We start from the raw sequence: 21,333 nt of genomic DNA on the forward strand, positions 1-21,333 counted from the left end.
CAAGCGGTTCCTTCATAGACGGCGACTCCACGGCGGTCTCGGACATCGAGTGTCTCTCCCATGATCATCAGATCCGCCGTTAGTTTTACAGTCCCTAGCCATGCCGCTGCGGGCGTCTCTGGTGCGGCGATGGCTCGGTGGCGGGGGCAGGTTTAGGGATTCTTGACCGATGGAGACGTCCGATCTCGCTCGTTCGAGGCGGTATTTGGATAAGTAAGAGGCCGCGTCGAGCTGGGTGAGGTGTCTCGTTTGGTGACCTGGTTGCTGTGCTTGACATGCCCCATAGAGGTTGGGGTCGATGATGCCCGCCCCCTGGCCGGGGCATGGCAGGGCGGGAATGATCGCCGTGCGCTTTGATGTGAGCGATCCACCACAGATCGACTTCGAGCTGGTGGTCGCTGAGTCGGCGCTTGATGATCAGCTTCGCCATCAACAAGCTCAAGTGATCGCGGAGGTACTGCAGTGGCTCATGGTCAGCCGCCCATCCCACTAAACGAGCTGGTCGCGGGAACCAGAGGTGTCAATGCCAGACGGGTAGGACGGGGGCCTTTCACCGGGGCGTTGCGTGTTGCGTTCGCAGGGCGCACCTCGACCGAGGATCAGCAGGACCCGACGCTGTCGATCCCGCGTCAGCTCGCCAACAGCCGGGCCGCCCTTCCCGCACACGCTCTCATTACAGCCCACTTCTACGACATCGAGTCCGGACGTAAGGACCTTGCTGCCCGAGGGCGCGGACGCGGCCACGAGCACATGGACATCCCAGTACCCCGGGACGGGGGAATCACCGACCTCCTCGCGGAAGCGGCCCGCCCGGACAGGCGCTTCGATGCGGTGATTTGCGAGTCGATCGACCGCATTTCCCGCCGCACGTATGTAGGAACGCTGATCGAGAACCAGCTGGAGCAGCTTGGTGTGCTGCTGCTGGCCTCCCGATGAGCCGATCATGTTGAACGGGAAGCGGGCCACCCAGATCCTCACTCGCCGGGTCAAGCAGGGCGTCGCTGAGTGGTAACGTCCTGGAGTTGCTGGAGAAGTCCTGGGACGGCTTTGAGGCGCACATCGGGCAGGGCTTCAATATCGGCAAGCCGCCCTACGGGTACCCAGGCAGCCAAGATTCCGCACCCTGTCCCAGCACGTCGCGCCGAGGGGGCAACCAAGCACCGTCTTGTGCCCGACCCGGTGCGTGGACCCGTGGTCACCCAGATCTTCGCCTGGCGCATCGGTGAACGGCTCAGCTACACCCACATCGCTGATCGCCTCAACTTGAGCCTGGAGCGCTGTCCGCCTCCGGTGCCGCCGGATCCGGCCAGGGCATTGGGGCGGTGGAGCGGCAGCGCCGTACGCGACATCCTGACCAACCCCAAGTACACCGGCTACATGGTGTGGAACCGGCGCAGTACCAAGACCGCCTCCGGCAAGGTGGATCCGCCCGAGCAGTGGGTGTGGTCTGACCAGCAAAGCCACGAGCCGCTTGTCACCCGGGAAGTGTTCATCACAGCGCAGCGGATCGCCAAGAGCCGTGAACGCTCTCGCAGCGAAGCGGGGCCCAGTGCGCATGTGCAGACCAAACGCTCCTATGCGCTGCGGTCGTTTATCTTCTGCTCGTTGTGTGATCGGCGCATGTTCGGCAAGACACGCCGGGAGACCGCCTACTACACCTGTCTGCCCGCGCGTGGCTACCGGCCCGAAGGGCATCCTCCGACCGTCTACGTGCGCGAAGACCGCCTGATGGAGGGCATCACCGAGTTCTTCGCCCGCAATGTCTTCGGCCCGGCTCGAAAGGCGCGCCTGAGCAGCGCCCTCATCCAGGCCAGCGAGCGAGAGGTCGACGCACACGCTCAAGGTTGCAGGGCGTTGCAGCGCCTTATCGAGGACCTCGATGCGCGCAGAGCCCGCCTCATCACCACCCTGGAGATCACTGACGATCCCACGGGTGACCTCGCTCGCGACATTCAGGAGCGTATGGCCGCGCTGGCCAGCCAGAAAGCCGACAAGGTGGCGCAGCTGCGTGATCTGGAGAGGAAACCGCCGGTGCGTCAGGCGCCCGATCTCCTCGACGCTCTGCCTACGGGCGTCCCAAGCCTGGACGGATTGCCCGAGGAACTGCTCCGGAGGCTGTTTGATGTGTTTCGCTTGCGGGTCCGCTACGACAGGGCCACGCACATAGCAACCTGTACAGTAACCCTGACAGGTGACGCCATCGACGTGGCGAGAGCTACCTCGGAGGGAGCCCTGGAAAAGCCAAACGGGCTCGTCGCCGCGCCCGTTTGTATGGTGCCCCCTGTAGGATTCGAACCTACGCACCCGGCTCCGGAGGCCACTCCCTGATCGCGCTCCCGCCTGACGATCCCTCCCTTGCGCTGCTTCCGCTGCCCGCCTATAGCCCGGAGATCGCTGGGGTAGCGTCGCTGACTACTCCATGCGCGCGCCCGCTCGGCGGCGCGGGACGGTTACTCCTCCTCGGAAGTCTCGGTGGCACGGGCTGGTGATACCAGCATCTTCCTCCGGTCGCGCAGACCTGAGTTGTAGGCCGTAACGATGTTCTCGGCCAGAGGGAGGCTGCGGGAGTTCGAGCCGCCACCCGAGGTCGTCATCCGGACCGCGTGCATCTTCCAATGACCTACAGGGGCTTTCTGTAGGGTGCGGGCCAGGCGGTCGAGCTGCACTGTGTCCCAGTTGGTGTCGATGACCATCCCTACGGCCCGAATGGCCATGTTGTCCCACGTAGAGCGGTCCTTCGTCCAGGCTTCGGCCAGAGTGTTCAGAACTTTGGGCAGCAGCCCTTCCCGCTTGGTGCCCACAGCCATGACGGCCTGGACGGCACCGATCTGATTGGTCGAGGTGCTGCCGGTCACGGTCAGTCCGCAGGACAGCACCTCGTTGTTGATCCGGGTCACCAATTCATCCATGGCGGTCAGCGCTACCCGGAAGTTGTCGACCGGACGGACAGCTCTCCTGTCGCGGTTGGCGGCGAGGAAAAGAGCGGCTTCCTCTGCGCGGGTCAGACCCTCGTAGACCATGCAGTGCCGGGCGAAGTTCGGCCCGTGCTTATCCATGGCCACCTTTGTGGAGTGCTGGCCGTCCAACAGGTAGTACCGGCCGTCCTCCCGCTTGGAGACAATCGCGGCGAGCAGGACTGCAGGGTTCCAGATGCTCGCGAGCTTGTTGGCCCAGGGACGCTGGAACATGCGCTGCGCGTCTAGCAACGGGTCGACCTCTAGGCGGCCCACGGGAATCAGCTCGTGGTACACGGGCCGTTCGTCCTTTGGCGGTACCACGTACTGGGGGGGCGTGTTGCTTCGCTGCTTGCCGCCGGCCCTCTTTGCCGGGGCGGTCTTCGTTGCCAAGGTAGCTCCCCTGGGGTGAAGGCATCGTGGGCGTTCAGTAAAGCGTAGATATTTCTCGCATGTCAAATGTTCTCGCACCACGATTCTTCTCGCACTCGCAGAATTCTCGCATCGCCCCTGGTGGGCGCCGGTGAGCCTGCAAGACCAAAGGGGCCGCGCGTCACAGTGGAGTGGTGAGCCAGGGTTGGTGATCAGCCTCCAACCTTGGGCGTCCACCGGGTCGAGAAACTCGTCTGCAGCGCTCAGGTCACTGATGTACCTCCGTCCACGGCCGGAGATTTCCGAGGCTCGGCGCCTGGCCGTGTTCTGGATCTCGATCTGACACTAGGGCAGGCCGAAAGGCGCAGCGGAAGCCGAACGCCTGCCATGTCAACGCCCCGCCGCATCGCTGCCCGCTTGAAGCACCGGGCTCAGACGTAGAGCCAAGATCGGAGATGTCCAACGCTGAGGGCGCCGTCGGCACACTAGGTTGCCAAGCGCCACCCCACGCAGGCTCGACCGTCAAAGGTTCGCTCAAAGAGTGGCACGAGGGGCAGCGGCGCGAGAAGCTTGGTTGCATGGCCAAGGTCACCATGACGGCACAGAGATGGGATCAACTCACGGCTCTACTGAAGGACGAGCAGCGTCTTCAGGCCGAATATCCCAAAGTAGCTGAGTATCTAGATGTGGCGGAGGGGCTTTCAGGAACCGGTGACGATCAGGTAGACGCCGCGTTTGACCTACGGTTCGTGCACTATATGACGGGTGGAAGCACAGTCAGCTCGAACCCATACTGGGACATCGTTGAACCTCTTGTGTCCGAGCATGAGGGCCGCCAGGTAGCGAACGGTGGTCGGTTGAAGGGGAGTGCGCGACTCGCGTTTGCACAGACGATCCTGCAGGCGGCGTACGCCTACGCGATCCCTTCCCCGAAGACCATCGAGTGGGTGTCCGGCTTCAGTGCTGATCTCCCGATAGTAGAACTGGGAGCTGGCCGGGGATATTGGGCAGGACAGCTGTCTCGCGCCGGAATAGCTGTTGAGGCGTATGATCTGGAGCCGCCTGACAAGGCCAAGAACGTCTCGTTCCTCGGAGCGGCTGGCCAGATCGATGTTTGGCACCCGGTGGGTTCTCTCGAAGAGTTTGCAACGCGCTCCCGATCAATGAATTATGTACTGTTCCTCTGCTGGCCCCCTGGATGGGGCAACACGATGGCATCTGAGGCGCTTCTGTCGTTCGAGAAAGCCGGAGGGGAGCGGCTCATTTACATTGGCGAGCCAAAGGGTGGCATAACTGGAGATGATGCCTTCTTTTATGCACTCTCGGAGCGCTGGAGGCTGGACTCCACAGACCAGCATTTCGTTTCATGGTGGACGTCGGCAGACATAGCCCAGAGCTGGATTCGAAAATAGACCACCAAAAAAAGGAGGGGTATCGCGTCATCGATACCCCCCTTTTTTTTGATGGTCTATTTGAGGCGCATGCGGAAAACGAAGGCGTCGTAACGGTCGCGCGGATATGAAATATCAGAAATCATCATGGTTCGCCTATCGGCTGCAAAGAACCGTTGGTGGACCGTCTGGACGAGATCTCCTGGTGCCGTACGCAACCAGGTTGCGTGCGCCTGTGCCGGCAGTTGATCAGACAGAGTCTCCTCCAGGTAGACGGCTTCCGATGTGTCGGTGAGGTCCAACGGATGATAGGTGTCTGAGATCGAGATGGGCCGGCCGTCCTCGGTGGCTCGGGTAACGACGTGCATGATCTGCTCACCCACCGAGACGTCGAACGCTTCGGCGAGTTCGTCGGTCGCGGCGATCTGCGTTACCTCGCGCTCCACTGCGACATCTCGGTCGGATTCATTCTCGAAGGAGCGCTCGGCTGTCTCCATCTGGCGCTCGGGTGAGACACGAACGAGGTTGGGCCGGTGCGCGACGAAGATGCCACGGCGCGGGACGGATCGAACGAGCCCCTGACTTTGAAGCAGCTGGACAGCCTGTCGGACCACGATGTCCGAGACGGTGTGCTGTTGGGCGATCTCGGCGTAACTGGGCAACTGTATGCCTGGCGGAAGCTCTCCCGCTCGGATCTGTCGGGCGTACTCACCTGCGATGCGAACGTAGGCCGGCTCTGCCATTTGGTGATCACTCCTTCGGGGAAGTTTTCCGCGACACGACCAGCGTATACGCATCAATGTATACCTAGGGCTTGTGCGTATACGCAACTGCGTATACGTTAGAGAACGTCAAGGCACGCCACTGAACGCCGAGAGCCCCAGTGAGCTCCGACTCGCCGGGAGTTAGCGATCTTGAGAACTGAAGAGTGACGTAACGGCCAGTTTGGGCCGGAGATCTAGGTTGACGAACCACAAGGCGCCTTGATCTCGGGTCGGTACGGCTGGCAGCACGTGCAGCGCTTGCGCTGCCTGTCCGGCACGAACCCGGCCACTTCGGTAGGGCGGGTTCGTGGCGGGCGGAGAACGCAAGCCCCCAGCCCGTGTTCATGAGGAGACGCCCCGTGCGCTCGAACGGTCGATCCATCCTGGCGAGCACTCTGCCGCCAAACGATCTCAACCTGCACCCCGGGGAACGGCTGACCATGGTCTGCCCCGATTGCCGCAGTTGGCGCGTGATCCGGCGCGGCATGATCTGGCCGCATCGCGCTGATGACGGCATGACCCGCTGCCCCGGCAGCGGTACTCGCCTGGTGGTCGATTTGACGTCCGTGGAATGGCAGAGCGCCATGGTCGTAGCCGTCCGGCAGGCCGCAACCCGCCATGGCAGCCGGACGCACCGCAAACCCGCCCCGCCGACGCCCCAGCCGCTCCACCGTATTGCTGCCGCCTGACAGGTCGGCACTCCCGTCCCGGCGCCCGATCGGACCCAGATACCAGGTCCGGCCGGGCGCTTTCTCATGCCCTCACACCCGAGGAGTCTCCCGGTGCCAGCCAATGACGGTCGCGCCCGACGCTCGGGCCAGGAGTATGAGCTGCTGATGATCGCTGCTGAGCTGGTGGTCACCGCTCAGTACGGCTCCCCGCGGATGCTCGCCCGCAAGCTCCGCATGCCCCTCGCTGGGGCCGAGTTGTTCATGGACGAGTTAGAGCGTCGTGGTGTCGTCGGCCCCAGCACCGGCGCAAAGGCGCGCGACGTGCTGGTGAACCCCGCCAGCCTGGACGTCCTCCTCGCTGGCCTGCGGCAGCGCGCCGCCGCCTAATCCAAATCCCACCCTGAGCGCCCGGTCGGACTCCACGCGGATGTGGCCGGGCGCCTACTCATGCCCAAGCAGAAAGGGGCAACCAATGACCGACAGCTATGACACGCACTCCTCGACCGTCGAGACGCATCGGGGCTGGGCCGGGTGGGAGCTGAACGAGGCACTCGGCTACGACCCGGACCTCGCTACAGCCGTCGACCGGGCGCAGTTCGACACCCGGATGCGGGTTGCCGAGCTGGCCGCGCGGCTGGCCCAGGTCGACGCGCTGGAGCGCATCGCCGGCACGTTCGACCAGGTCCTGAACGAGCTGCGCAGCCAGCGGCGCGCGGGCGGTCCGTCATGATGAGCCGCGCCCGCTTCGACGGTCTGCGGGAGCACACCCAGGCCGCGCTTCTGGTCAACGACGCCGCCGAACTGGCCGGCATCGTCGACGAACTGCTGGCCGAGGTCGCCAGTAGCCGCGTGCGGGAGAGCCTGACGCGCGCCGACTACATTGCTCTGCTGGCTGCCGCTCGCGCCGCCATCGCCGCTGATGGTTGCGGGGAGGCCGCTCCGCTGACGTTCGTGCGGTGGGAGTTGGAGCGCCACGGTCAGCTGCCGGCCGACGGTGTCACCGCGGCGCGCGTGCTGGCCGACGCCGCGGCCACCCGAGCCCTGCTTGACGGTTCCCTCCCCGATGTCGTGTGCCCGCCCGGTGTCGGCTGGAGCTGCCGGGGCTGCGGCCACGCGATGCTCACCGCAGGTATCGACGTGCAGCCGCCGGAGGCCCGGCTGTGCCCGCGCTGCGTCCGCCCCGCCGACAGCAGCCAGACCGGAGTCCGGCTCGTCCGCATGGAGATGGGCACATGACCCCGCACAACCTGGCCGAAGCCCGTAACAACGCGCGCCACCGGCTAGAAGCCGCAGTCGTCGACCTGGTGGCCGAGACCTACGGCCAACAGGCCATCGCTATACGGCCGATCTTCCCGGGCGCCTTGTCTCACGATCGGGTCGCCGATCCGCTGCCCGGATTGTGGGCGGCCAAGCTGCTGGCCGCACTGGCCAGGGCTGAGATCGGCCGCCAGGCGCGGCACGCTCGCGAGGCCGGCCACACCTGGCACGAGATCGGCCAAGCCCTTGAGCTGCCCAATGACGACCATCGCGCGCTCAGCGAGGCCGCGTTCGAGTACATGACCGAAGGCGGTTACGGCGATCCCAATGTCACCTGGCGCTGCCCCGACCTGGCATGCGGGCAGCTGATCCTCGACTACGGCCCGTACAACGGCCACCCCGACGACTGCGAACGCGGCCACGCCACCGCCTGCGAACGTCACGGACGAGAACTGGCCGCCTGGTATGACGAGCGGGAAGGCGAGTAGTGAAGCTTCACCCCTACAGCGAATACGCCCGGCAGGCTCGCTCCTGCCTGTCCGATGCACGGGATTGGCTCAACTCCGACTGGCCAGACGGGCATGGCCCAACATCCGAGCAGGCACAGGGCAGACGGGACGCCATGGTGTTGATGGCGTACGCCAAGGAGGCCATCGAGGGCCGGTGGCTGCTGACCGATGAAGCGCGCGATGCACTGGCACGAAGCGCCGAGCACTAACCGATGAGCGTGCGGCTGTCCGAGATACCACAGCCGCTCGGGCTGATCGTCCTTCTACCGCCCCGATGGTCGCAGGCAGGGTTCGACTCCCTGCCGGGGCACTTCGGCAATCTCCCGCACTCCCGCATGCACGCCCGGCCTGGCGTGCGCCTTCTTCCGTGTTGATCGGAGCTTCGTCATGCGTACATTCCTGCGCCTTGCCGGGCTGGCCATGCCCGGCATCACTCCCGTCATCGCCGGCTACCTGGTCATGGGCTGGCGCGTCGTCATCGTGCTCGGCGCCGTTGCCGCCGTCGCCCTGACCATCGTCATGGTTGCCGTCCCGATCGGCATCCGGCACGAGGACCGGTACGGCACGCTTTCCGGCCGCCCGCCGAGCCTGGCCGCCCGCATCGCTCGCGGCGTGCTGAACACCCACGTGCGCTTCCCCGCCCCCAACAACATCGGCGACACCGCCGATGACGCCAACCCGAACCGCTTGCAGGAGACGTCATGAACACCGACCTCGACCGGGTGTGGCAGGACCTGGCGTTGTGCCAGGAAGTCGACCCCGAGCTGTTCTTTCCCGACCAGGGCGACCACGCCGGCGCCGCCGCGGCCAAAGGGGTGTGCGCCGCCTGTCCGGTCCGCTTCGAGTGCCTGACCGACGCGCTGGTCCGGCGTGAGCGGTGGGGTATCTGGGGCGGAATGTCGGAGCGCAAGCGGCGCGCAATCAAGCATCTCCCGCACAGGTGCGAGCACTGCTTGGGTCCCGTCCTCGACCACGGCAGCACCTCCTGCGGTGAGTGCGCCCACCCGCAGGAGAGTGCCGCATAAGCTCCCTTCGCCTGACATCGAGGTCGTCGCCCTGCTCGGGTGGGTCGACATCCACCCGAGCAGGGGACTGCTTCGGCGTCAGCGCCTGAGCTTGGCGAACGCCTCAAGGAACGCGACGGGGTCGAACCCGTTGGCGATCAAAAACACCGAGGCGATCGTCACAGCGATGGCGATGACGGCGCCTGTCGAGCATGACAGCGTGAAGGTGAACCGTTCCTCGGTCTTGTCGGGGGGCGGCTTGGACGGTGCTTTGGTAGGCACCTAGCCTCCTGAAACGCAGTTACAGGATGGGATGCCGGACGGCGAAGCCGCTTTGCTCACGCGCTGGGGGCAGCTACCGTGCACCTGTACAGGTAGGTAACGACCCCTGGGTTGTGGACCGGCCGTGGTGTCGCGTCGAACGGCCAAAGCTCGAACCGCTGCAACGATTCGAGCGGCCGTTCGCCGCAACTCAGGGAGCTCGTTTAGGGCCCAGCGTGCGGGTGGCGCACTCTCATCGGGCACGGATATCCCGGCGGAGAACGCGCTCGCGCGTAGGTCAAGGCTCTAGAAGAAGAACTTGTCACGGGTACTGCGGTATCCCCTCCCCTCAGGCCAAATGATCACGATGTTCTGGGCGTCGGCGAGGTCGATCAGGTCCTGACGCTTGGGCTTAATGGGCAGCAGGATCGCGCGGGTGGCCTCAGGGAGGAAGCGGCCGTAGTCGGCCAACTGGCCGATCGCCATCCGTAGGTTCTCTCGGGTGACGCTGCCCTTCGCCTCCACCAGCAGCTTCAGGTCATGGTCATACAGGTCGGTGAACAGCGGCCGGCTCTCGCCTGCGGGCAGAATCTGCTGCCGACCGACGACGTGGCCCAAGTTGCGCAAGTAGTCGGCCAGCGCCTGGACCAAGCTGGCCTCCTTCCGCTCAGCCTCATAGACCTCGCCCGCCGGGTTGACGAAGGTGCGCTCGGTGAGGTGCTGCTCCAGCGGCAGCTCCAACACCGGTTTCTCCGGCGGCGGAGCCTCGCTGAGCAGCCGCGCAAGACTGGTCTGCGGCGGCTGCACGACGGCATCGATAGGGCGCAGCCGAAAGACGATCACCCGACGAAGCAGACCACCGCCCGTCTCCGGCGCGTCCGCCTCATACCACGGCTCATCTTCGTCAACCTCGAACTGCCCCAGGTACGTCACGGTCCCCCGGGCGCCCTGGAAGACGCGCAGGGCACGGCTGTCCCGCTTGTGGTTGAGGATGCTGGAGTTCCCGGACAGCATCCGCTGATCGCCGTACTGGCCCTCGCCGCTGTAGTGGAACAGGCCGTCCGGCATCCAGCCGTCGAAGTAGCCATGCTTCTCGCCCGCGATCGGGTCGGTGAAGACGAACACGTTGGGCGTGCGGCTGGAAGGGCCGATGCCACCCTGAGTACGTCCACCGAACTGTTCGTGCAGCGTCTTGCGCTCGATCCGCTCGCTCGGCTCCAGGTACCACGCAGGCGCGGACGAAGCATCGGTGTCGGCCATGTCTCTCCCCATGAAGATCTTCCTCAAGAGGAAGCATACCGAACCCAGAGCTGGCATATACGAATCGGATGCCGTTTTTTTGCATCCGATTCGTGTGTTAGGTCACTGGCTCGTGTGTTGGCTCGATGTCCCGACATCGCGGTACTCGAACAAAGCGCCAGGTCGACATGCTTCCGCGCCCCGACGCGTCACTCTGCGATCTCGCCATCCACCTCTACGAACGGAGAGTCTCTATGTTCACCTCACCCACATCCCTGCCCGGCGAGCGCCACAATCTGCTCGCCACCTACACCGCCCTGACCGCGCTGACCAAGCATCTAGCACGAGCGGCCGGCCTGCCGGCGGTCATGCTGGTCACCGACCCCGATCAGCCGTCCACGGTGTCTGTCGAGCGCACCGACGAAGACAGTCCCATCCCGATCATCACGGTCGGCGAGCACCTGCTGCACGGCGATGCCGACACTCCGCTCGGGCGGATGGCAGCCGGCACGCTGGCCTATGCGCTCGTCAGCCACGAGTGGCAGCCCACCATCTGGCAGCGCTGGACCAGCCGTCTGACCATGGTGGCCTTCACGGTCACCGTCACCGGCATGCTGGTCGCGCTGACCTCGGGAAGCGTCCGGACGCTGCTGCTGGGGAGTCTGGCCTGGGGCGTCGGCACGCTGGCCGACCTCGCTCTGCAGCGGCGCGGCGAGTACGGCATCGACCGGGCCGCCGTGCGCCTGCTTGAGCAGGCCGGGCTCGACGGTTTCGGCTGCATGCATGCCATGCTGACCGATCTCGCCGAGCGCGAATCGACCTTTTACCAGCGTGCGGGCTGGATTCTGTCCACCGTTCCGACGGCAGAGGACCGCGCCCGCGCCCTGGCCGCGGCGAGCGAGCACACGCCCGGCCGGAATGGGCGCCAGCGGTGAACCTCCGTCTCACGTGCGCGCCCGGCCAGGTCGATGCCGCCATGGCAGCCCTGGCCGGCGCGCTCGACGTCTGTCGGGCCGGAGTGTTCCCCAGCGCGGCCTTCTCGCACCCCTACTTGGGGCGCAGCCATGCGGACGATGTCCGCGTCTATCTGGAGGTGACCCCGAATGGCGACCCTTAACGATCTGTTGTCCCTCGTGCGGGCCGACCCGGTCACCGCTGTCGCGTGGCTCGTGCTGGCCGGGCTCAGCATCGGGTCCGGCTGGCTGGCCTGGCGCGTGCTGCGCAAGACCGGCGCGACTCCGGCCGACCGGCTGACCGTGCTGTCGGCGCTGGTGGCCAGCGCGGTGGCCGCCAGCGGAATGTGGGAGTTCTTCGACGAGAAGCTCCCGCGCCTGCCAATCGCCCTGCGCGTGGTGTTCTTCGGCTTCCTGGAGCTGGCCGTACTCACCTCCGCCGTGCGCGCCCGTCAGAACATCCGCGACGCAGACGGGCCAGGCACCGCCGGTGTCGACGGGCTGGCCGTGTGGGTGCTGACCGGCCTGTCCGCAGTACTGTCCGCGCTGGCGGCTGACTCCTTCGCCGTCGACGTGCTGCGACTGGCAACCCCGTTCGTGGCCGCGTGGTTGTGGGAGCGCGGTCTGGCCGGAGAGCGGCGCAAGCGCGCCGGCGCTCAGCAACGCGAGCGGGTGTATTGGCGGTTGACCCGCGAACGCATTCTGGTCCGGCTCGGGCTGGCCGAACCCGCTGACCGCGCCATCTCCGAGGTGGCCGCCCACCGGCGGGTCACCGCGGTGGCGCGGGCCGCTCATCGCGTCCAGCTCACCGCCGGCGCCCGGATCGCCGGAGGCTGGCGGCGTTCGCGTGCTCTGGCGCGGCTGCGCAAGAGCATGAACGCGGCGATCGAGCACGCCGCCCTCGCCACCGATCCCGGCCAGCAGCGAACGCTGATCTCCCAGATCGGCGCTCTCACCCACGCGGCCAGCCTGACCAGCGCTGGCATGCCCGCCCCATGGACGCGCGTACTCGCCTCACTGACCGTCGACCAGATCCAGCCCGATCCGGAGGTCGAGCAGGCCAAAGCTGTACTCGACTCCTGGGCCAACCTGTGGAATGGCCCAAACGCGCTCGGCTCCCACCCACGGCAGCTGTTCACCGACCCGCCGCCTGCGCCCCCGTCGCTGACCCCGGCTGCTGACCCCACTGCCCCTCCGACCCCCGGCGCTGGGGGTCACCTGCCCGCGCCTGACCCCGCCTTGCCCCTGCTCGGTGACCCCGCGTTGACCCCACGTCCGAGCCACCTTGACCCCGGACCCGATCGGGTGACTCCACTCACGGAGCAAGCTGCCTTGGTCCCGGTGATCGCTGATCTGTCGCAGGCCGCGCACGACTCCCAGCGCATCCGCGTGGCTATCGACGCACTCGGCACCGCCACGAGCCCCGGCGACATCGTCGCGTGGCTGGCCGCGCACGGCGTCACCGTCACCGCCTCCAACGCCAAAACCGTGCTCAAGCGCTACAAGCGCAGCAGCGCCGGACCGACGTCTCCCGGACGGCCCGCCGCCTGACCCGCGCCCCCAACCAGGCGCCCCGCCCTGCAGCCCACCGGACATCTCCTGTCCCCCGGTGGGCTGTTTCGTCCCTGCTCACGGAGGAGAACCGCTCATGGAAGCGGGCAAATGGATCATCTTCGCTGCGCTGGCCGGCGCCGTGCTGGTCGGCTTCAAGTCTCGGCAGCTCAAGACGTACGAGTTCATCGTCTGTGGCCTGTTCGTGCTGCTGCTGGATGGCCTGGTGTTCAAAGGCCAGATCAGCAAATGGGTCGGCGACCTCGGCTCGAACCTGCCCGAGGTGGCGAACTCGATCACCACCTCCAGCCTGGCTCTGTGGCTCACCCCGAACGCCCGGCACCGCCTGATCGCCTTCGGGCGGGCGATGTGGGCGCACCGTCCCGGCTGGGGCGACTACCTCGTCTGCGCCTCGCTCACGGTCGTCGCCCACTACCTGCTGGGCATGTCCTGGTGGTTCGGCCTGCTGCTGGCCAGCGTGCTGGCCGCCGCCACCGCCGTCAACGCCCTACTGGCCACCCCGAAGGCAACCGTGGAGGGCGAGGAGGCCACCGAGAACAACGACGGCCCCGGCCAGTACGGCCACGCCGAAGGGGATGAGCGCCGTGGGTGACCCCGTCACCCTGCTCATCGTGCTGGCCGCGGTCATGACCGTCACCAAGACCGGCCGCGGCATGGTCGGCAACGCCGTGCGCTCCGGCTACAAGGCCACCGGCTGGCGCACCCCCGGCAAGGCGCTCATCCACCACTCCGGCCGCGCCGGAGCGTGGACCGGCCGCGTCACGGCCAAGACCGCCCACGCCGGCCGGGCAGGCGTCCTCCGTCGGCTCAAAGCGCGGTGGGAGCGACGCAAGCAGGCCAACCCCGAACCGACCCCGCTGTTCAGTCGACGCCCCCGCGACCCCGACCCACCGCCACTCGACCCCACCCCACCGCAAGACAAGCCCAAGCCCGCACCGGGTACGGCTCCCGCCCCGGAGACCGAGCCGCCGGCCAGTGCCACATCTGAGCAGGCCACGCCGCCCCAACTTCAGCACCAACCCGCGCCCACCGAGGCAAGCCCCCAACCGCCTGCGCCGCCCGAACCCACTACTTCCTCCGGAGGAAGCATGTCCAACCCCCGCAGAGTCGTCCTCGATCTGGATGAGCCGAAGTCCGACGCCGAGTTCCTCGATGACTGCCACGCCATCGCTTCCTTCCTGCGGTCCAGCGCTCTGGCGATATCGGAATGGGCTGAGGTCGTAGCCCGCAGAAAGCTGCCGAAGCACATCACCCAGCCGTTGATCGGCATCGGCGAAGGTCTGACCGAAGCCGCCAACTCCGCAATGACCGCCGCCACCCGTTTCGAGGAAGAGTTCGAGGAAGCTCGCGACGTCGCCGCCGCCGGCATGACGATCACCGGCCGCGACGCCGCTTGAAGAGCACCCCGGCACCGCCACCATGCCCCTGTTGCCCGATCCCTGCGAGCGGGCAACAGCCCGGCGGCCGAGACGGAGCCCACCGGCCCGGCCCACGCAGAACCCCGCCCCAAGGCAGAACCGCCCTCGCATGACCAGGCGCCGGGCTGGGCCTTGCGGGAAGTCGACGCCGCCCTGTCGGAACTACCTGCGGACTTCGCCTCGGTGACCGGCGAACGGCTGGTCAACCTCATCACGCGGTTTCGTGACCACCCCGGCCTGGAGCACCTGCTCAACCGGCTGGACGAGCGCGAACGCCGCCACAACCCGGCCTGGGACTGGCGACAGCTCGAAACTGACCAGGACCGGCAGATTACCAACCTGATCGCCTCCGGTATGGATCAGCTGGACGCCTACGCCCAGGTCTACCGGATGGACGTCGACGACCTGCACCGTCAGCAAGCCCGAGCGCACCTACACGCTCAACGCCTGCCCGGCGAAAGAGTCGACGCCCTGGTCCGGCGCCTGTACGGCGAATGGATCGAAGCGCAGTTCCTGGCCGCCGAGCATGCCACCCGCGGGGTGCTGGTCAACAAGCGCGGCCGAGCCCAGGGCGTTGACGGTCGCAGCCTGCTGCACGGCAGCCCGCGCCGCGCCGCCGCCTACGCCAGCGAGGAACTCAAAGCCTGGTGGCACGACCATCCCCGCCTGACGTTGACCGAGTTCCGCGCCCAGCTACTGCACCGCGACGCCGACGTCAAAGCCGCCCGCCGTCACCAAGAGGACCGCACATGACCATCCCCGAACGGGACCGCCGGGCGGCCATCACCTCCGCCATGCTCGCCGCGACCCGCGGCCTGCCCGCGACGACCTGCCCCTACGACCCCGGTGGCGACCCGGCGCAGGCCGCCCTGGCTGTGCTCTGGCTGCGCGCCTACCTCAGGTTGCTCGGCCGCGCATAAACACCAGCCCCTACTTCGCCCCAAGGATTTCGTGAGGAGAACTGCTCCATGGCGCGGCGCAACCCCCGGCGCGACCGTTCCCACCGCCCCCGACACGACGGGCGATGGGGCGATGAGGCGCCCCATCGATCGTCCGGCTATTACCGCGACCGGATCACCTTCGGCCGCGTGCTCGGTGCGGCTATGCGCGGGTACGCCCGGTGGGTTGCCCGCTCCCCGGACACCCGCGGCCTGGCCACCGGCCTGACCGCCCTGTATCCGGCAGGCCAGCTCGCCCACCTGATGCAGCTGCCCGACCCCTTGTGGGTGGCCGCTCCGTCCGCGCCGCTGGCCCTGGCCGCCTGGACCGCCACCTACCGAAAGCACCGCTCCAAGAGCTACTCCGCCACCGTGGCCGCCACCGTCGCGGCGGTCCCAGGCTGGCTGGCCTTCGCCGCCCACGCGGGGGCTTTCACCCTCCCCACTCTGGCCGTCTACAGCGGCGCAGCCGCCCTTGCCTGGTCGGCCTACACCTGGTCCGACGTGCTGCGCGAGCGCCGCAACTGGCAGGCCGAATGCGCCGGCTGGGAGCACCTCGCCCAAGCAGCAAGCCTGACCGATTCGCGGCTTATCTCGGTCAAGGATGTCCGGTTGGGAAAGCGTTACCGCGTCGACATCCGTAAGACCGGCAAGCGCGCCAGCCAGCTGGCCGGCAGCAACAACGCCATGGCCGAAGACATCGCCGGCGCGCTCGCCCTGCCGCGCGAGCGCGTCAAGGTCACCGACTATCACAAGCACGCCGGAATCATCATCGTGGACGTGCACACAGTCGACCCCTGGCAGGGCAAGGTCGAAAGCCCCGCCCTGACCAGCCAGACGGCGCCGACGCCCCGGCGTTCCATCATGGACGGGCCGCTCGTGATCGGCTTCGACCCCGACTCCGGCCGCGACATGCCCCTGGTGGTGTTCGATCGTGCCGGCGGCCACCACACGTTCATCGTCGCCCCGACCGGCAGCGGCAAGACCGTCTTGTACTGCAACATCATCGAACAGGCCACCGCCTGCCGCGACGTCCTGGTGTGGGGAATCGACCTGGGCAAGGGCACCCTGGGCGCCATCTGGGGCGACGCCCTGGACGCCTACGCAGGTATCGACGAGTACGACCGGGCGTTGCAGATCCTCACTTGGGCCGACCAGGTCATCAAGTACCGGTCGCTGAAGTCGGGCGGACGTAACCACGTACCGTCCCCGAGCGAGCCGTTCATCCTGATCCCGATCGACGAGCTGGATGAGCTGGCAGGCTACAACTCACCCATCGGACACAAGGCGAAGCCCCTGTTCGAGACGATTTACCGGCGTGGCCGCTCAGCCGGCGTCGGGGTGGCCACCGCCTCCCAGCGCGGCGTGGTGCAATACACCGGCACCAAGGACCCGCACGCCAACGCCGACAACAAGATTGTGCTGCGCCTGAATCGCGCCAGCGAGATGGGCAACGTCATCCCCGACTGGCAGATCGACGGCATGCCCAACATGGTCAGCTACGCCCGCGGAGTCAAAGGCGTGGCGCTGGTGGTCGACGGCGAAAACCTGTGGTCGGCCGGCCGCGTCCGCAACATGTCCGACCTGGACGCCGTCGAAGCCCTCGCCCACACCCGCGGCGCCCCGGCCGCGACGCTGGAGCCGGACCTGGCCGCCGCAATGGACGGCTACGCCGACCGCCGCCGCGTCCGCGCCGCCGCCGGAAGCGGCACAGGTCGCGGACCCACCCCTGCTCCAAACTCGGGCTGGGGGATCGACCCCGCCGACCCGGGCGCCGTCGAGCGGCTCGCCCACGACCTGGTCGCCGACGTCGAATCCCGCCTCGCCGGCATGCCCGACCCGCCCGAGCATGCCACCAGTCTCGACGACCTGGTCGCGGCCAAGCAGCTGTTCGACAACGCCGAAAGCAACGACCCGGGCCTCAACCGCGGCATCACCATCCCGGCCCACATCGCCCAGCCCGTCCTGACGCTGCTGGACGAGCGCGGCCCGGAGGGGGCCAGCCCGGCCGATCTCGTCAAGGCCACCGGCAAACCCGAATCCACGGTCCGGCGGTGGCTGGCGATCATGCGCGACCAAGGGCTGACCATCAGCCGCGGCAGCACTCGCGCCGCCCGGTACTACCTGCCCGAGCACGCCCCCGATGATCACGAAGAGTAGCCAACTTCGGGGCGTTTCCGCTCGCTGATTCCGCTCACTGATTCCGCTCACCGGACCCCTATGTGAGGCCACATGAGCGGAAAGAGCGAAATCCCGGCCTCCGCCCGGCCACTACACACCGTCACGGGCGCCCCCCGCCGTTAGGAGCTTTCGTCGTGCACCCACTTCTTGCCTTCGTCCTGTCCGCGCCTGCTGCTGAGGCGGGCGACCCCACCTTTGGTTGGCTATTCCTGGCCGGGCTCGCCGCCCTCTACAGCGTCGGCTACACGATCTCCATCCGGCTGCACCCCTACCGCAACTGTCGACGCTGCCAGGGCTCCCGCAAACACCGCGGCGCCATCTTCACCCGCTCGTTTCGCGCCTGCGACCGCTGCGACGGCACCGGCCGCGAACTACGCCTGTTCGCCAAACACCCCTAACCCGGCCAGCCCCTGCCCCGTGTCCCCAACAGGCTTCTGGAGATGATCGTGAAGATCCGCATTGTCGGCCTGCCCGACGAAGTCGACCGCGCCGCCGCCGAGATCGCCCGCGTGCTGACCGTGATCGAGACCTCCGCCCCCTACCCGAGCCGCGGCAACTCGCGCCAGGTGCGCCTCTACCTAGAGGTGCGCCTGCCATGACCGGCACCATCTACCTGCTGCACTTCGCCGAGCCCTACCGGCACGCCCGCCACTATCTGGGGTGGACCTCCGACTTGCCGACCCGGTTAGCCGAGCACGCGGCCGGCCGCGGGGCGCGGCTGCTGGCCGTCGTCCGGGATGCCGGGATCAGCTGGACGCTGGCGCGTACCTGGCCAGGCAACCGGGCTCGCGAACGCGCGCTCAAGCGCCAAGGCGGATCGGCCCGCCGCTGCCCGCTGTGCGGCGTGCAACCTCGCACCTGCCCAACGCCGACGCACGCGGTCGTCTCCGTGCCGGCTGCCGTCGTTCGGCCGCGGCCCGGCGACGAACTCATGCTTGCCCGGGTGGCGGATGCGTTCCTCGACGGCGAATCCCTGCTGACCGTCGATGAGATCGCTTGGCGGCTCCCAGTCTGCCCCAACGGGCCCCGCTTCGGATGGGAAGCCTCCGTCATGGCCGCCTTGCTCGGTCGCAACGGAGTGAGCGTCCGCCCTCACAGCGATCATCCCCGAGTCGTGCTGCTCTCCGACGTCCGGACCGCTCTGACCTTTTCGGCCTGACTCCCCCGGGCTCGTCCCCGGGGAATATCAGGCCGTCCCCGGCGTCTGACGTCCCCGCACAAAGCAAAGGGAGAACGACCGATGCCCACCCCCAACACCCTGCGATACGCCCTGGCCGCCGCCGCTCGCGGCTGGTGGGTGTTCCCCCTCACCCCTGGCGACAAGGTGCCGCTGTCCGGGATGAGCTGGAAGCGACTGGCCACCACCGACCCAGCGGTGATCGCACGGATCTGGGCCCGCCGCCCCTACAACGTCGGGATCGCCTGCGGCCCCAGCCACCTGGTGGTGATCGACCTCGACACCCCCAAGCCGGGCGAGCAGCCGCCCGAGCGCTGGCGCCAGCCCGGCGTCCACTCCGGCGCCGACGTCTTCGCGCTCCTGTGTGAGCAGGCAGGGCAACCCGTGCCCTGGGAGACATTCCAGGTCAGGACCAGGCGCGGCGGCCTGCACCTTTACTTCACCGCCCCGAGCGACGGCCCGCAGTTGGGCAACACCTCCGGTGACCAGGGCAACGGGCTCGGCTGGAAAATCGACACCCGCGCGGCCGGCGGGCTCGTCGTCGGTCCCGGCAGCCACGTCGACCTGCCCGACGGCACCGGCAGCTATCAGGTGCTGCACGCCGCCGCTCCGGCGCCACTGCCGGGGTGGCTCGCCCAGCGCCTGCGACCTGAACCGGTCCCTGCCCGACCCGCCGCCCCCGTCACCCGGCGGTCTGGAAGCCGCGGCGCCTACCTGGGCGCCGCCATCGCCGGATGCCTGGACCGCATCGCCGCGTCCCAAGTTGATGGCAACCGCAACGCCACCCTGTGGGGCGCATCCGTCGCGCTCGGCCAGCTGGTTGCCGGCGGCGCCCTCGACGAAACCACGACCGAGACCCAACTGCTGGAAGCCGCCCTGCAGACCGGCCTATCGGCGGGCGAGGCGTCCAAGACCATCCGGTCCGGCTTCCGACACGGTGCACGAAGGCCCCGGACGGTTCCCGCATGACCGCCCCGCGGCCTCACTCTGTCGAGGTCGGCTCCGGCCCGGAGACCATCCGCGTGTTGAAGGCCGCGCTGGCTGACCGGCTGCTGCCCGACACCTACGTCTCCGCTGGGGATCTGGTCCACATGGAGACCGTCTCCGGTGGGCATGTCAGCCCAGCCGCGGACGAGGATTCGCCCCTGCCCGTCACCGCCAGTCCGCTGACGCCTGCCACGCTGGCAGGGCTGCTGGCCGAGCACGCCTACGTCTACCGGCTGCGCTCCCGTAAAACCAAGAGCGGCAGCGCAGAGATCTACGAAGAGGAGGTCACCCCGCCCCGCGACACCCTGGCCTCCGTACTAGCCGGCAAGACCTGGCCCGAGCTGCCGCCGCTGCGCGGGGTCATCGGCGCCCCGGTGCTGCGCCGCGACGGCACCCTGCTGCAGGAGGTCGGCTACGACAAGGCGACCGGGCTGTATCTGGCAGCCAAGGTCGCCTTGCCCCCGATCCCGGACGAACCCACCGCCGACCAGGTGGCCGCCGCCCGCGCCTTCCTGCTGGAGCGATTTCTGCGCGACTTCCCGTGGTCCAGCCCGGCCGACCGGGCCAACTACGTGGCGCTGCTGGCCACCCCGATCCTGCGGCATTTCACCCGCAGCCTCACTCCGTTCGCCCTCATCGACGCCACCATGCCCGCCTCCGGCAAAAGCATCCTCACCGGCGGCCCCGGCATGCTCTACGGCCAGCGCGTCATGCCTTGGCCGTACGCGGAGGAAGAACTACGCAAGGCCATCACTGCCGTGCTGACCGAACAGGTGGGCGTGGTGGTCTGGGACAACCTGGCCGAAGGCACCGTGATCGACTCGCCCACCCTGGCCCTGCTGGTCACCGCCGGCGTCTGGTCCGACCGGCAACTCGGCGCCTCCCGCAACATCGCCACCGTCAACGACCGGCTGTGGATGGCCACCGGCAACAACCTCCAAGTCGGCGGCGACATGGCCTCACGAACCGTGCGCGTCCACCTCGACCCCGACATGCCCCGCCCCGAACAGCGCGACCAAGCCCAGTTCGGCATCCCGCACCTCGACCAGTGGATCACTGCCCCGGCCAACCAGCACACCGTCCTGTACCACTTGCTGATCCTGGTGCTGGACTGGACCCGCGCCGGCGCGCCCAAGGCCGCGACGCTGGCCATGCGCCAGTTCACTCCTTGGGCCCAAGCCCTCGGCGGGTTCCTGGCCCATCACGGCATCACCGGGTTCCTGGCCAACGCCGCCGACGTGCGCGCCATTGACGAAGACGAAACCCGTTGGCGCGCGTTCCTAGCCTGCTGGCACACCTTGCACGGCACCGAGCCCATGACCGCGGCCGAGCTGCGCCGATCGGCCGAACCCGACTTCTTCGCCAACCAGGAACACGACCGGTGGGACGGCCAGTTCATCACCACCCATACCGGTCGCCTGCCCAACGCCCTGTCTCTCGGTCGCCTCCTGGCCGGCCAGGCCGGGCGCTGGCGCGGCGACTACGTGGTGCGCTCAGGCAAGAACGACCGCGGCGACCGAGCCGTGTTCTGGGTGGAGTGCCATGCGAGCGCCTGACCGAAACCCATCGTCCGAACGAGAAGCGCTGAAACATCTCCGCATCTCCGCATCTCCGTAAACACAACTGTGACCAGGGAGAACGCTTGCGGAGATGGACCGAGTCCAAAATCGCTATCTCCGCATCTC

General features: G+C 67.5%; 28 protein-coding genes. 24 read left to right on the forward strand and 4 right to left on the reverse strand.

The genetic code is table 11. From position 1 onward, the window contains the following. Window positions 1-337 precede the first annotated feature (337 nt). From ACIBI5_RS29025 to ACIBI5_RS29035, 3 genes are all read left to right on the forward strand, one after another. Window positions 338-493, forward strand: coding sequence for a hypothetical protein (locus ACIBI5_RS29025; protein WP_397251908.1), 156 nt, complete (start codon window positions 338-340; stop codon window positions 491-493). Window positions 494-561: 68 nt separating this feature from the next. Further along, window positions 562-936: a hypothetical protein gene (locus ACIBI5_RS29030; RefSeq protein WP_397251909.1), complete on the forward strand. Its 375-nt coding sequence runs from the start codon at window positions 562-564 to the stop codon at window positions 934-936. Window positions 937-1,191: 255 nt separating this feature from the next. Further along, the gene (locus ACIBI5_RS29035; protein ID WP_397251910.1) at window positions 1,192-2,328 is read left to right on the forward strand and encodes a recombinase family protein; all 1,137 of its coding nucleotides are present in this window, start codon (window positions 1,192-1,194) and stop codon (window positions 2,326-2,328) included. A gap of 122 nt (window positions 2,329-2,450) precedes the next feature. On the opposite strand, the gene ACIBI5_RS29040 is transcribed toward ACIBI5_RS29035, so the two are convergent. Next, window positions 2,451-3,251 carry a DUF6551 family protein gene (locus tag ACIBI5_RS29040; RefSeq protein ID WP_397251911.1) on the reverse strand — a complete coding sequence of 267 codons (801 nt, stop codon included), beginning with the start codon at window positions 3,249-3,251 and terminating at the stop codon, window positions 2,451-2,453. A gap of 653 nt (window positions 3,252-3,904) precedes the next feature. Here ACIBI5_RS29040 and ACIBI5_RS29045 point away from each other — a divergent pair. Continuing rightward, window positions 3,905-4,738, forward strand: coding sequence for a hypothetical protein (locus ACIBI5_RS29045; RefSeq protein ID WP_397251912.1), 834 nt, complete (start codon window positions 3,905-3,907; stop codon window positions 4,736-4,738). 56 nt (window positions 4,739-4,794) lie between these two features. Here the strand turns inward: ACIBI5_RS29045 and ACIBI5_RS29050 are convergent, their stop codons facing one another. After that, the gene (locus ACIBI5_RS29050) at window positions 4,795-5,460 is read right to left on the reverse strand and encodes a GntR family transcriptional regulator (protein ID WP_397251913.1); all 666 of its coding nucleotides are present in this window, start codon (window positions 5,458-5,460) and stop codon (window positions 4,795-4,797) included. Between the two features lie 380 nt (window positions 5,461-5,840). Here ACIBI5_RS29050 and ACIBI5_RS29055 point away from each other — a divergent pair, with 380 nt between their 5' ends. The 8 genes from ACIBI5_RS29055 (at window position 5,841) to ACIBI5_RS29090 (ending at window position 8,943) form a co-directional block, all read left to right on the forward strand. Next, window positions 5,841-6,170 carry a hypothetical protein gene (locus ACIBI5_RS29055; protein WP_397251914.1) on the forward strand — a complete coding sequence of 110 codons (330 nt, stop codon included), beginning with the start codon at window positions 5,841-5,843 and terminating at the stop codon, window positions 6,168-6,170. Between the two features lie 93 nt (window positions 6,171-6,263). Next, window positions 6,264-6,539 (forward strand): DNA translocase FtsK, encoded by a 276-nt coding sequence (locus ACIBI5_RS29060; RefSeq protein WP_397251915.1) that lies wholly within the window; start codon window positions 6,264-6,266, stop codon window positions 6,537-6,539. A gap of 85 nt (window positions 6,540-6,624) precedes the next feature. After that, window positions 6,625-6,882, forward strand: a complete 258-nt coding sequence (locus tag ACIBI5_RS29065; protein WP_397251916.1) for a hypothetical protein — start codon at window positions 6,625-6,627, stop codon at window positions 6,880-6,882. Further along, complete coding sequence (locus tag ACIBI5_RS29070) at window positions 6,879-7,388, forward strand: hypothetical protein (protein ID WP_397251917.1); 510 nt, start codon at window positions 6,879-6,881, stop codon at window positions 7,386-7,388. The genes ACIBI5_RS29065 and ACIBI5_RS29070 overlap by 4 nt, the downstream gene beginning before the upstream one ends. Then, complete coding sequence (locus ACIBI5_RS29075; RefSeq protein ID WP_397251918.1) at window positions 7,385-7,897, forward strand: hypothetical protein; 513 nt, start codon at window positions 7,385-7,387, stop codon at window positions 7,895-7,897. The genes ACIBI5_RS29070 and ACIBI5_RS29075 overlap by 4 nt, the downstream gene beginning before the upstream one ends. Further along, window positions 7,897-8,127 (forward strand): hypothetical protein, encoded by a 231-nt coding sequence (locus ACIBI5_RS29080; RefSeq protein ID WP_397251919.1) that lies wholly within the window; start codon window positions 7,897-7,899, stop codon window positions 8,125-8,127. The genes ACIBI5_RS29075 and ACIBI5_RS29080 overlap by 1 nt, the downstream gene beginning before the upstream one ends. Window positions 8,128-8,305: 178 nt before the next feature. Continuing rightward, window positions 8,306-8,623, forward strand: coding sequence for a hypothetical protein (locus ACIBI5_RS29085; protein ID WP_397251920.1), 318 nt, complete (start codon window positions 8,306-8,308; stop codon window positions 8,621-8,623). Further along, entirely contained in the window at window positions 8,620-8,943 is a 324-nt protein-coding gene (locus ACIBI5_RS29090) for a WhiB family transcriptional regulator (protein WP_397251921.1), read from the forward strand. The genes ACIBI5_RS29085 and ACIBI5_RS29090 overlap by 4 nt, the downstream gene beginning before the upstream one ends. Window positions 8,944-9,021: 78 nt before the next feature. On the opposite strand, the gene ACIBI5_RS29095 is transcribed toward ACIBI5_RS29090, so the two are convergent. Together ACIBI5_RS29095 and ACIBI5_RS29100 are read right to left on the reverse strand one after the other, a co-directional pair. Beyond that, a complete protein-coding gene (locus ACIBI5_RS29095; RefSeq protein ID WP_397251922.1) occupies window positions 9,022-9,204 on the reverse strand; it encodes a hypothetical protein in 183 nt (60 codons plus the stop codon). Between the two features lie 285 nt (window positions 9,205-9,489). Next, the gene (locus ACIBI5_RS29100; protein WP_397251923.1) at window positions 9,490-10,443 is read right to left on the reverse strand and encodes a restriction endonuclease; all 954 of its coding nucleotides are present in this window, start codon (window positions 10,441-10,443) and stop codon (window positions 9,490-9,492) included. 233 nt (window positions 10,444-10,676) lie between these two features. Here ACIBI5_RS29100 and ACIBI5_RS29105 point away from each other — a divergent pair, with 233 nt between their 5' ends. From ACIBI5_RS29105 to ACIBI5_RS29160, 12 genes are all read left to right on the forward strand, one after another. Next, window positions 10,677-11,357, forward strand: a complete 681-nt coding sequence (locus ACIBI5_RS29105) for a hypothetical protein (RefSeq protein WP_397251924.1) — start codon at window positions 10,677-10,679, stop codon at window positions 11,355-11,357. Between the two features lie 168 nt (window positions 11,358-11,525). Further along, window positions 11,526-12,926 (forward strand): hypothetical protein, encoded by a 1,401-nt coding sequence (locus tag ACIBI5_RS29110; RefSeq protein ID WP_397251925.1) that lies wholly within the window; start codon window positions 11,526-11,528, stop codon window positions 12,924-12,926. Window positions 12,927-13,023: 97 nt separating this feature from the next. Further along, window positions 13,024-13,539, forward strand: a complete 516-nt coding sequence (locus tag ACIBI5_RS29115; RefSeq protein ID WP_397251926.1) for a hypothetical protein — start codon at window positions 13,024-13,026, stop codon at window positions 13,537-13,539. Next, window positions 13,523-14,344: a hypothetical protein gene (locus ACIBI5_RS29120; protein ID WP_397251927.1), complete on the forward strand. Its 822-nt coding sequence runs from the start codon at window positions 13,523-13,525 to the stop codon at window positions 14,342-14,344. Before ACIBI5_RS29115 ends, ACIBI5_RS29120 begins: the two co-directional genes overlap by 17 nt. Window positions 14,345-14,497: 153 nt before the next feature. Continuing rightward, a complete protein-coding gene (locus ACIBI5_RS29125; RefSeq protein WP_397251928.1) occupies window positions 14,498-15,118 on the forward strand; it encodes a hypothetical protein in 621 nt (206 codons plus the stop codon). After that, window positions 15,115-15,285 (forward strand): Rmf/CrpP family protein, encoded by a 171-nt coding sequence (locus tag ACIBI5_RS29130; protein WP_397251929.1) that lies wholly within the window; start codon window positions 15,115-15,117, stop codon window positions 15,283-15,285. The genes ACIBI5_RS29125 and ACIBI5_RS29130 overlap by 4 nt, the downstream gene beginning before the upstream one ends. A gap of 48 nt (window positions 15,286-15,333) precedes the next feature. After that, entirely contained in the window at window positions 15,334-17,463 is a 2,130-nt protein-coding gene (locus ACIBI5_RS29135; protein WP_397251930.1) for a hypothetical protein, read from the forward strand. Window positions 17,464-17,618: 155 nt separating this feature from the next. Further along, window positions 17,619-17,882 carry a hypothetical protein gene (locus ACIBI5_RS29140; protein ID WP_397251931.1) on the forward strand — a complete coding sequence of 88 codons (264 nt, stop codon included), beginning with the start codon at window positions 17,619-17,621 and terminating at the stop codon, window positions 17,880-17,882. 42 nt (window positions 17,883-17,924) lie between these two features. Further along, window positions 17,925-18,083, forward strand: coding sequence for a hypothetical protein (locus ACIBI5_RS29145; RefSeq protein WP_397251932.1), 159 nt, complete (start codon window positions 17,925-17,927; stop codon window positions 18,081-18,083). After that, window positions 18,080-18,643 carry a hypothetical protein gene (locus ACIBI5_RS29150; protein WP_397251933.1) on the forward strand — a complete coding sequence of 188 codons (564 nt, stop codon included), beginning with the start codon at window positions 18,080-18,082 and terminating at the stop codon, window positions 18,641-18,643. The genes ACIBI5_RS29145 and ACIBI5_RS29150 overlap by 4 nt, the downstream gene beginning before the upstream one ends. An 81-nt stretch (window positions 18,644-18,724) precedes the next feature. Continuing rightward, window positions 18,725-19,630: a bifunctional DNA primase/polymerase gene (locus ACIBI5_RS29155; RefSeq protein ID WP_397251934.1), complete on the forward strand. Its 906-nt coding sequence runs from the start codon at window positions 18,725-18,727 to the stop codon at window positions 19,628-19,630. Then, a complete protein-coding gene (locus ACIBI5_RS29160) occupies window positions 19,627-21,204 on the forward strand; it encodes a hypothetical protein (protein WP_397251935.1) in 1,578 nt (525 codons plus the stop codon). Before ACIBI5_RS29155 ends, ACIBI5_RS29160 begins: the two co-directional genes overlap by 4 nt. The last annotated feature ends 129 nt before the right edge of the window (window positions 21,205-21,333 follow it).

Source organism: Nonomuraea sp. NPDC050540 (genome assembly GCF_044457485.1).
Lineage (GTDB): Bacteria > Actinomycetota > Actinomycetes > Streptosporangiales > Streptosporangiaceae > Nonomuraea.

What these genes read in the sequence shown, in the direction of transcription:
- ACIBI5_RS29160 (WP_397251935.1), top strand. Translation starts at nt 19,627, where the DNA reads ATGACCGCCCCGCGGCCTCACTCTGTCGAGGTCGGCTCCGGCCCGGAG.
- ACIBI5_RS29150 (WP_397251933.1), top strand. Translation starts at nt 18,080, where the DNA reads ATGACCGGCACCATCTACCTGCTGCACTTCGCCGAGCCCTACCGGCAC.
- ACIBI5_RS29130 (WP_397251929.1), top strand. Translation starts at nt 15,115, where the DNA reads ATGACCATCCCCGAACGGGACCGCCGGGCGGCCATCACCTCCGCCATG.
- ACIBI5_RS29070 (WP_397251917.1), top strand. Translation starts at nt 6,879, where the DNA reads ATGATGAGCCGCGCCCGCTTCGACGGTCTGCGGGAGCACACCCAGGCC.
- ACIBI5_RS29065 (WP_397251916.1), top strand. Translation starts at nt 6,625, where the DNA reads ATGACCGACAGCTATGACACGCACTCCTCGACCGTCGAGACGCATCGG.
- ACIBI5_RS29110 (WP_397251925.1), top strand. Translation starts at nt 11,526, where the DNA reads ATGGCGACCCTTAACGATCTGTTGTCCCTCGTGCGGGCCGACCCGGTC.
- ACIBI5_RS29145 (WP_397251932.1), top strand. Translation starts at nt 17,925, where the DNA reads ATGATCGTGAAGATCCGCATTGTCGGCCTGCCCGACGAAGTCGACCGC.
- ACIBI5_RS29025 (WP_397251908.1), top strand. Translation starts at nt 338, where the DNA reads ATGATCGCCGTGCGCTTTGATGTGAGCGATCCACCACAGATCGACTTC.
- ACIBI5_RS29085 (WP_397251920.1), top strand. Translation starts at nt 8,306, where the DNA reads ATGCGTACATTCCTGCGCCTTGCCGGGCTGGCCATGCCCGGCATCACT.
- ACIBI5_RS29090 (WP_397251921.1), top strand. Translation starts at nt 8,620, where the DNA reads ATGAACACCGACCTCGACCGGGTGTGGCAGGACCTGGCGTTGTGCCAG.
- ACIBI5_RS29100 (WP_397251923.1), bottom strand. Translation starts at nt 10,443, where the DNA reads ATGGCCGACACCGATGCTTCGTCCGCGCCTGCGTGGTACCTGGAGCCG.
- ACIBI5_RS29115 (WP_397251926.1), top strand. Translation starts at nt 13,024, where the DNA reads ATGGAAGCGGGCAAATGGATCATCTTCGCTGCGCTGGCCGGCGCCGTG.
- ACIBI5_RS29155 (WP_397251934.1), top strand. Translation starts at nt 18,725, where the DNA reads ATGCCCACCCCCAACACCCTGCGATACGCCCTGGCCGCCGCCGCTCGC.
- ACIBI5_RS29105 (WP_397251924.1), top strand. Translation starts at nt 10,677, where the DNA reads ATGTTCACCTCACCCACATCCCTGCCCGGCGAGCGCCACAATCTGCTC.
- ACIBI5_RS29050 (WP_397251913.1), bottom strand. Translation starts at nt 5,460, where the DNA reads ATGGCAGAGCCGGCCTACGTTCGCATCGCAGGTGAGTACGCCCGACAG.
- ACIBI5_RS29135 (WP_397251930.1), top strand. Translation starts at nt 15,334, where the DNA reads ATGGCGCGGCGCAACCCCCGGCGCGACCGTTCCCACCGCCCCCGACAC.
- ACIBI5_RS29120 (WP_397251927.1), top strand. Translation starts at nt 13,523, where the DNA reads ATGAGCGCCGTGGGTGACCCCGTCACCCTGCTCATCGTGCTGGCCGCG.
- ACIBI5_RS29045 (WP_397251912.1), top strand. Translation starts at nt 3,905, where the DNA reads ATGGCCAAGGTCACCATGACGGCACAGAGATGGGATCAACTCACGGCT.
- ACIBI5_RS29075 (WP_397251918.1), top strand. Translation starts at nt 7,385, where the DNA reads ATGACCCCGCACAACCTGGCCGAAGCCCGTAACAACGCGCGCCACCGG.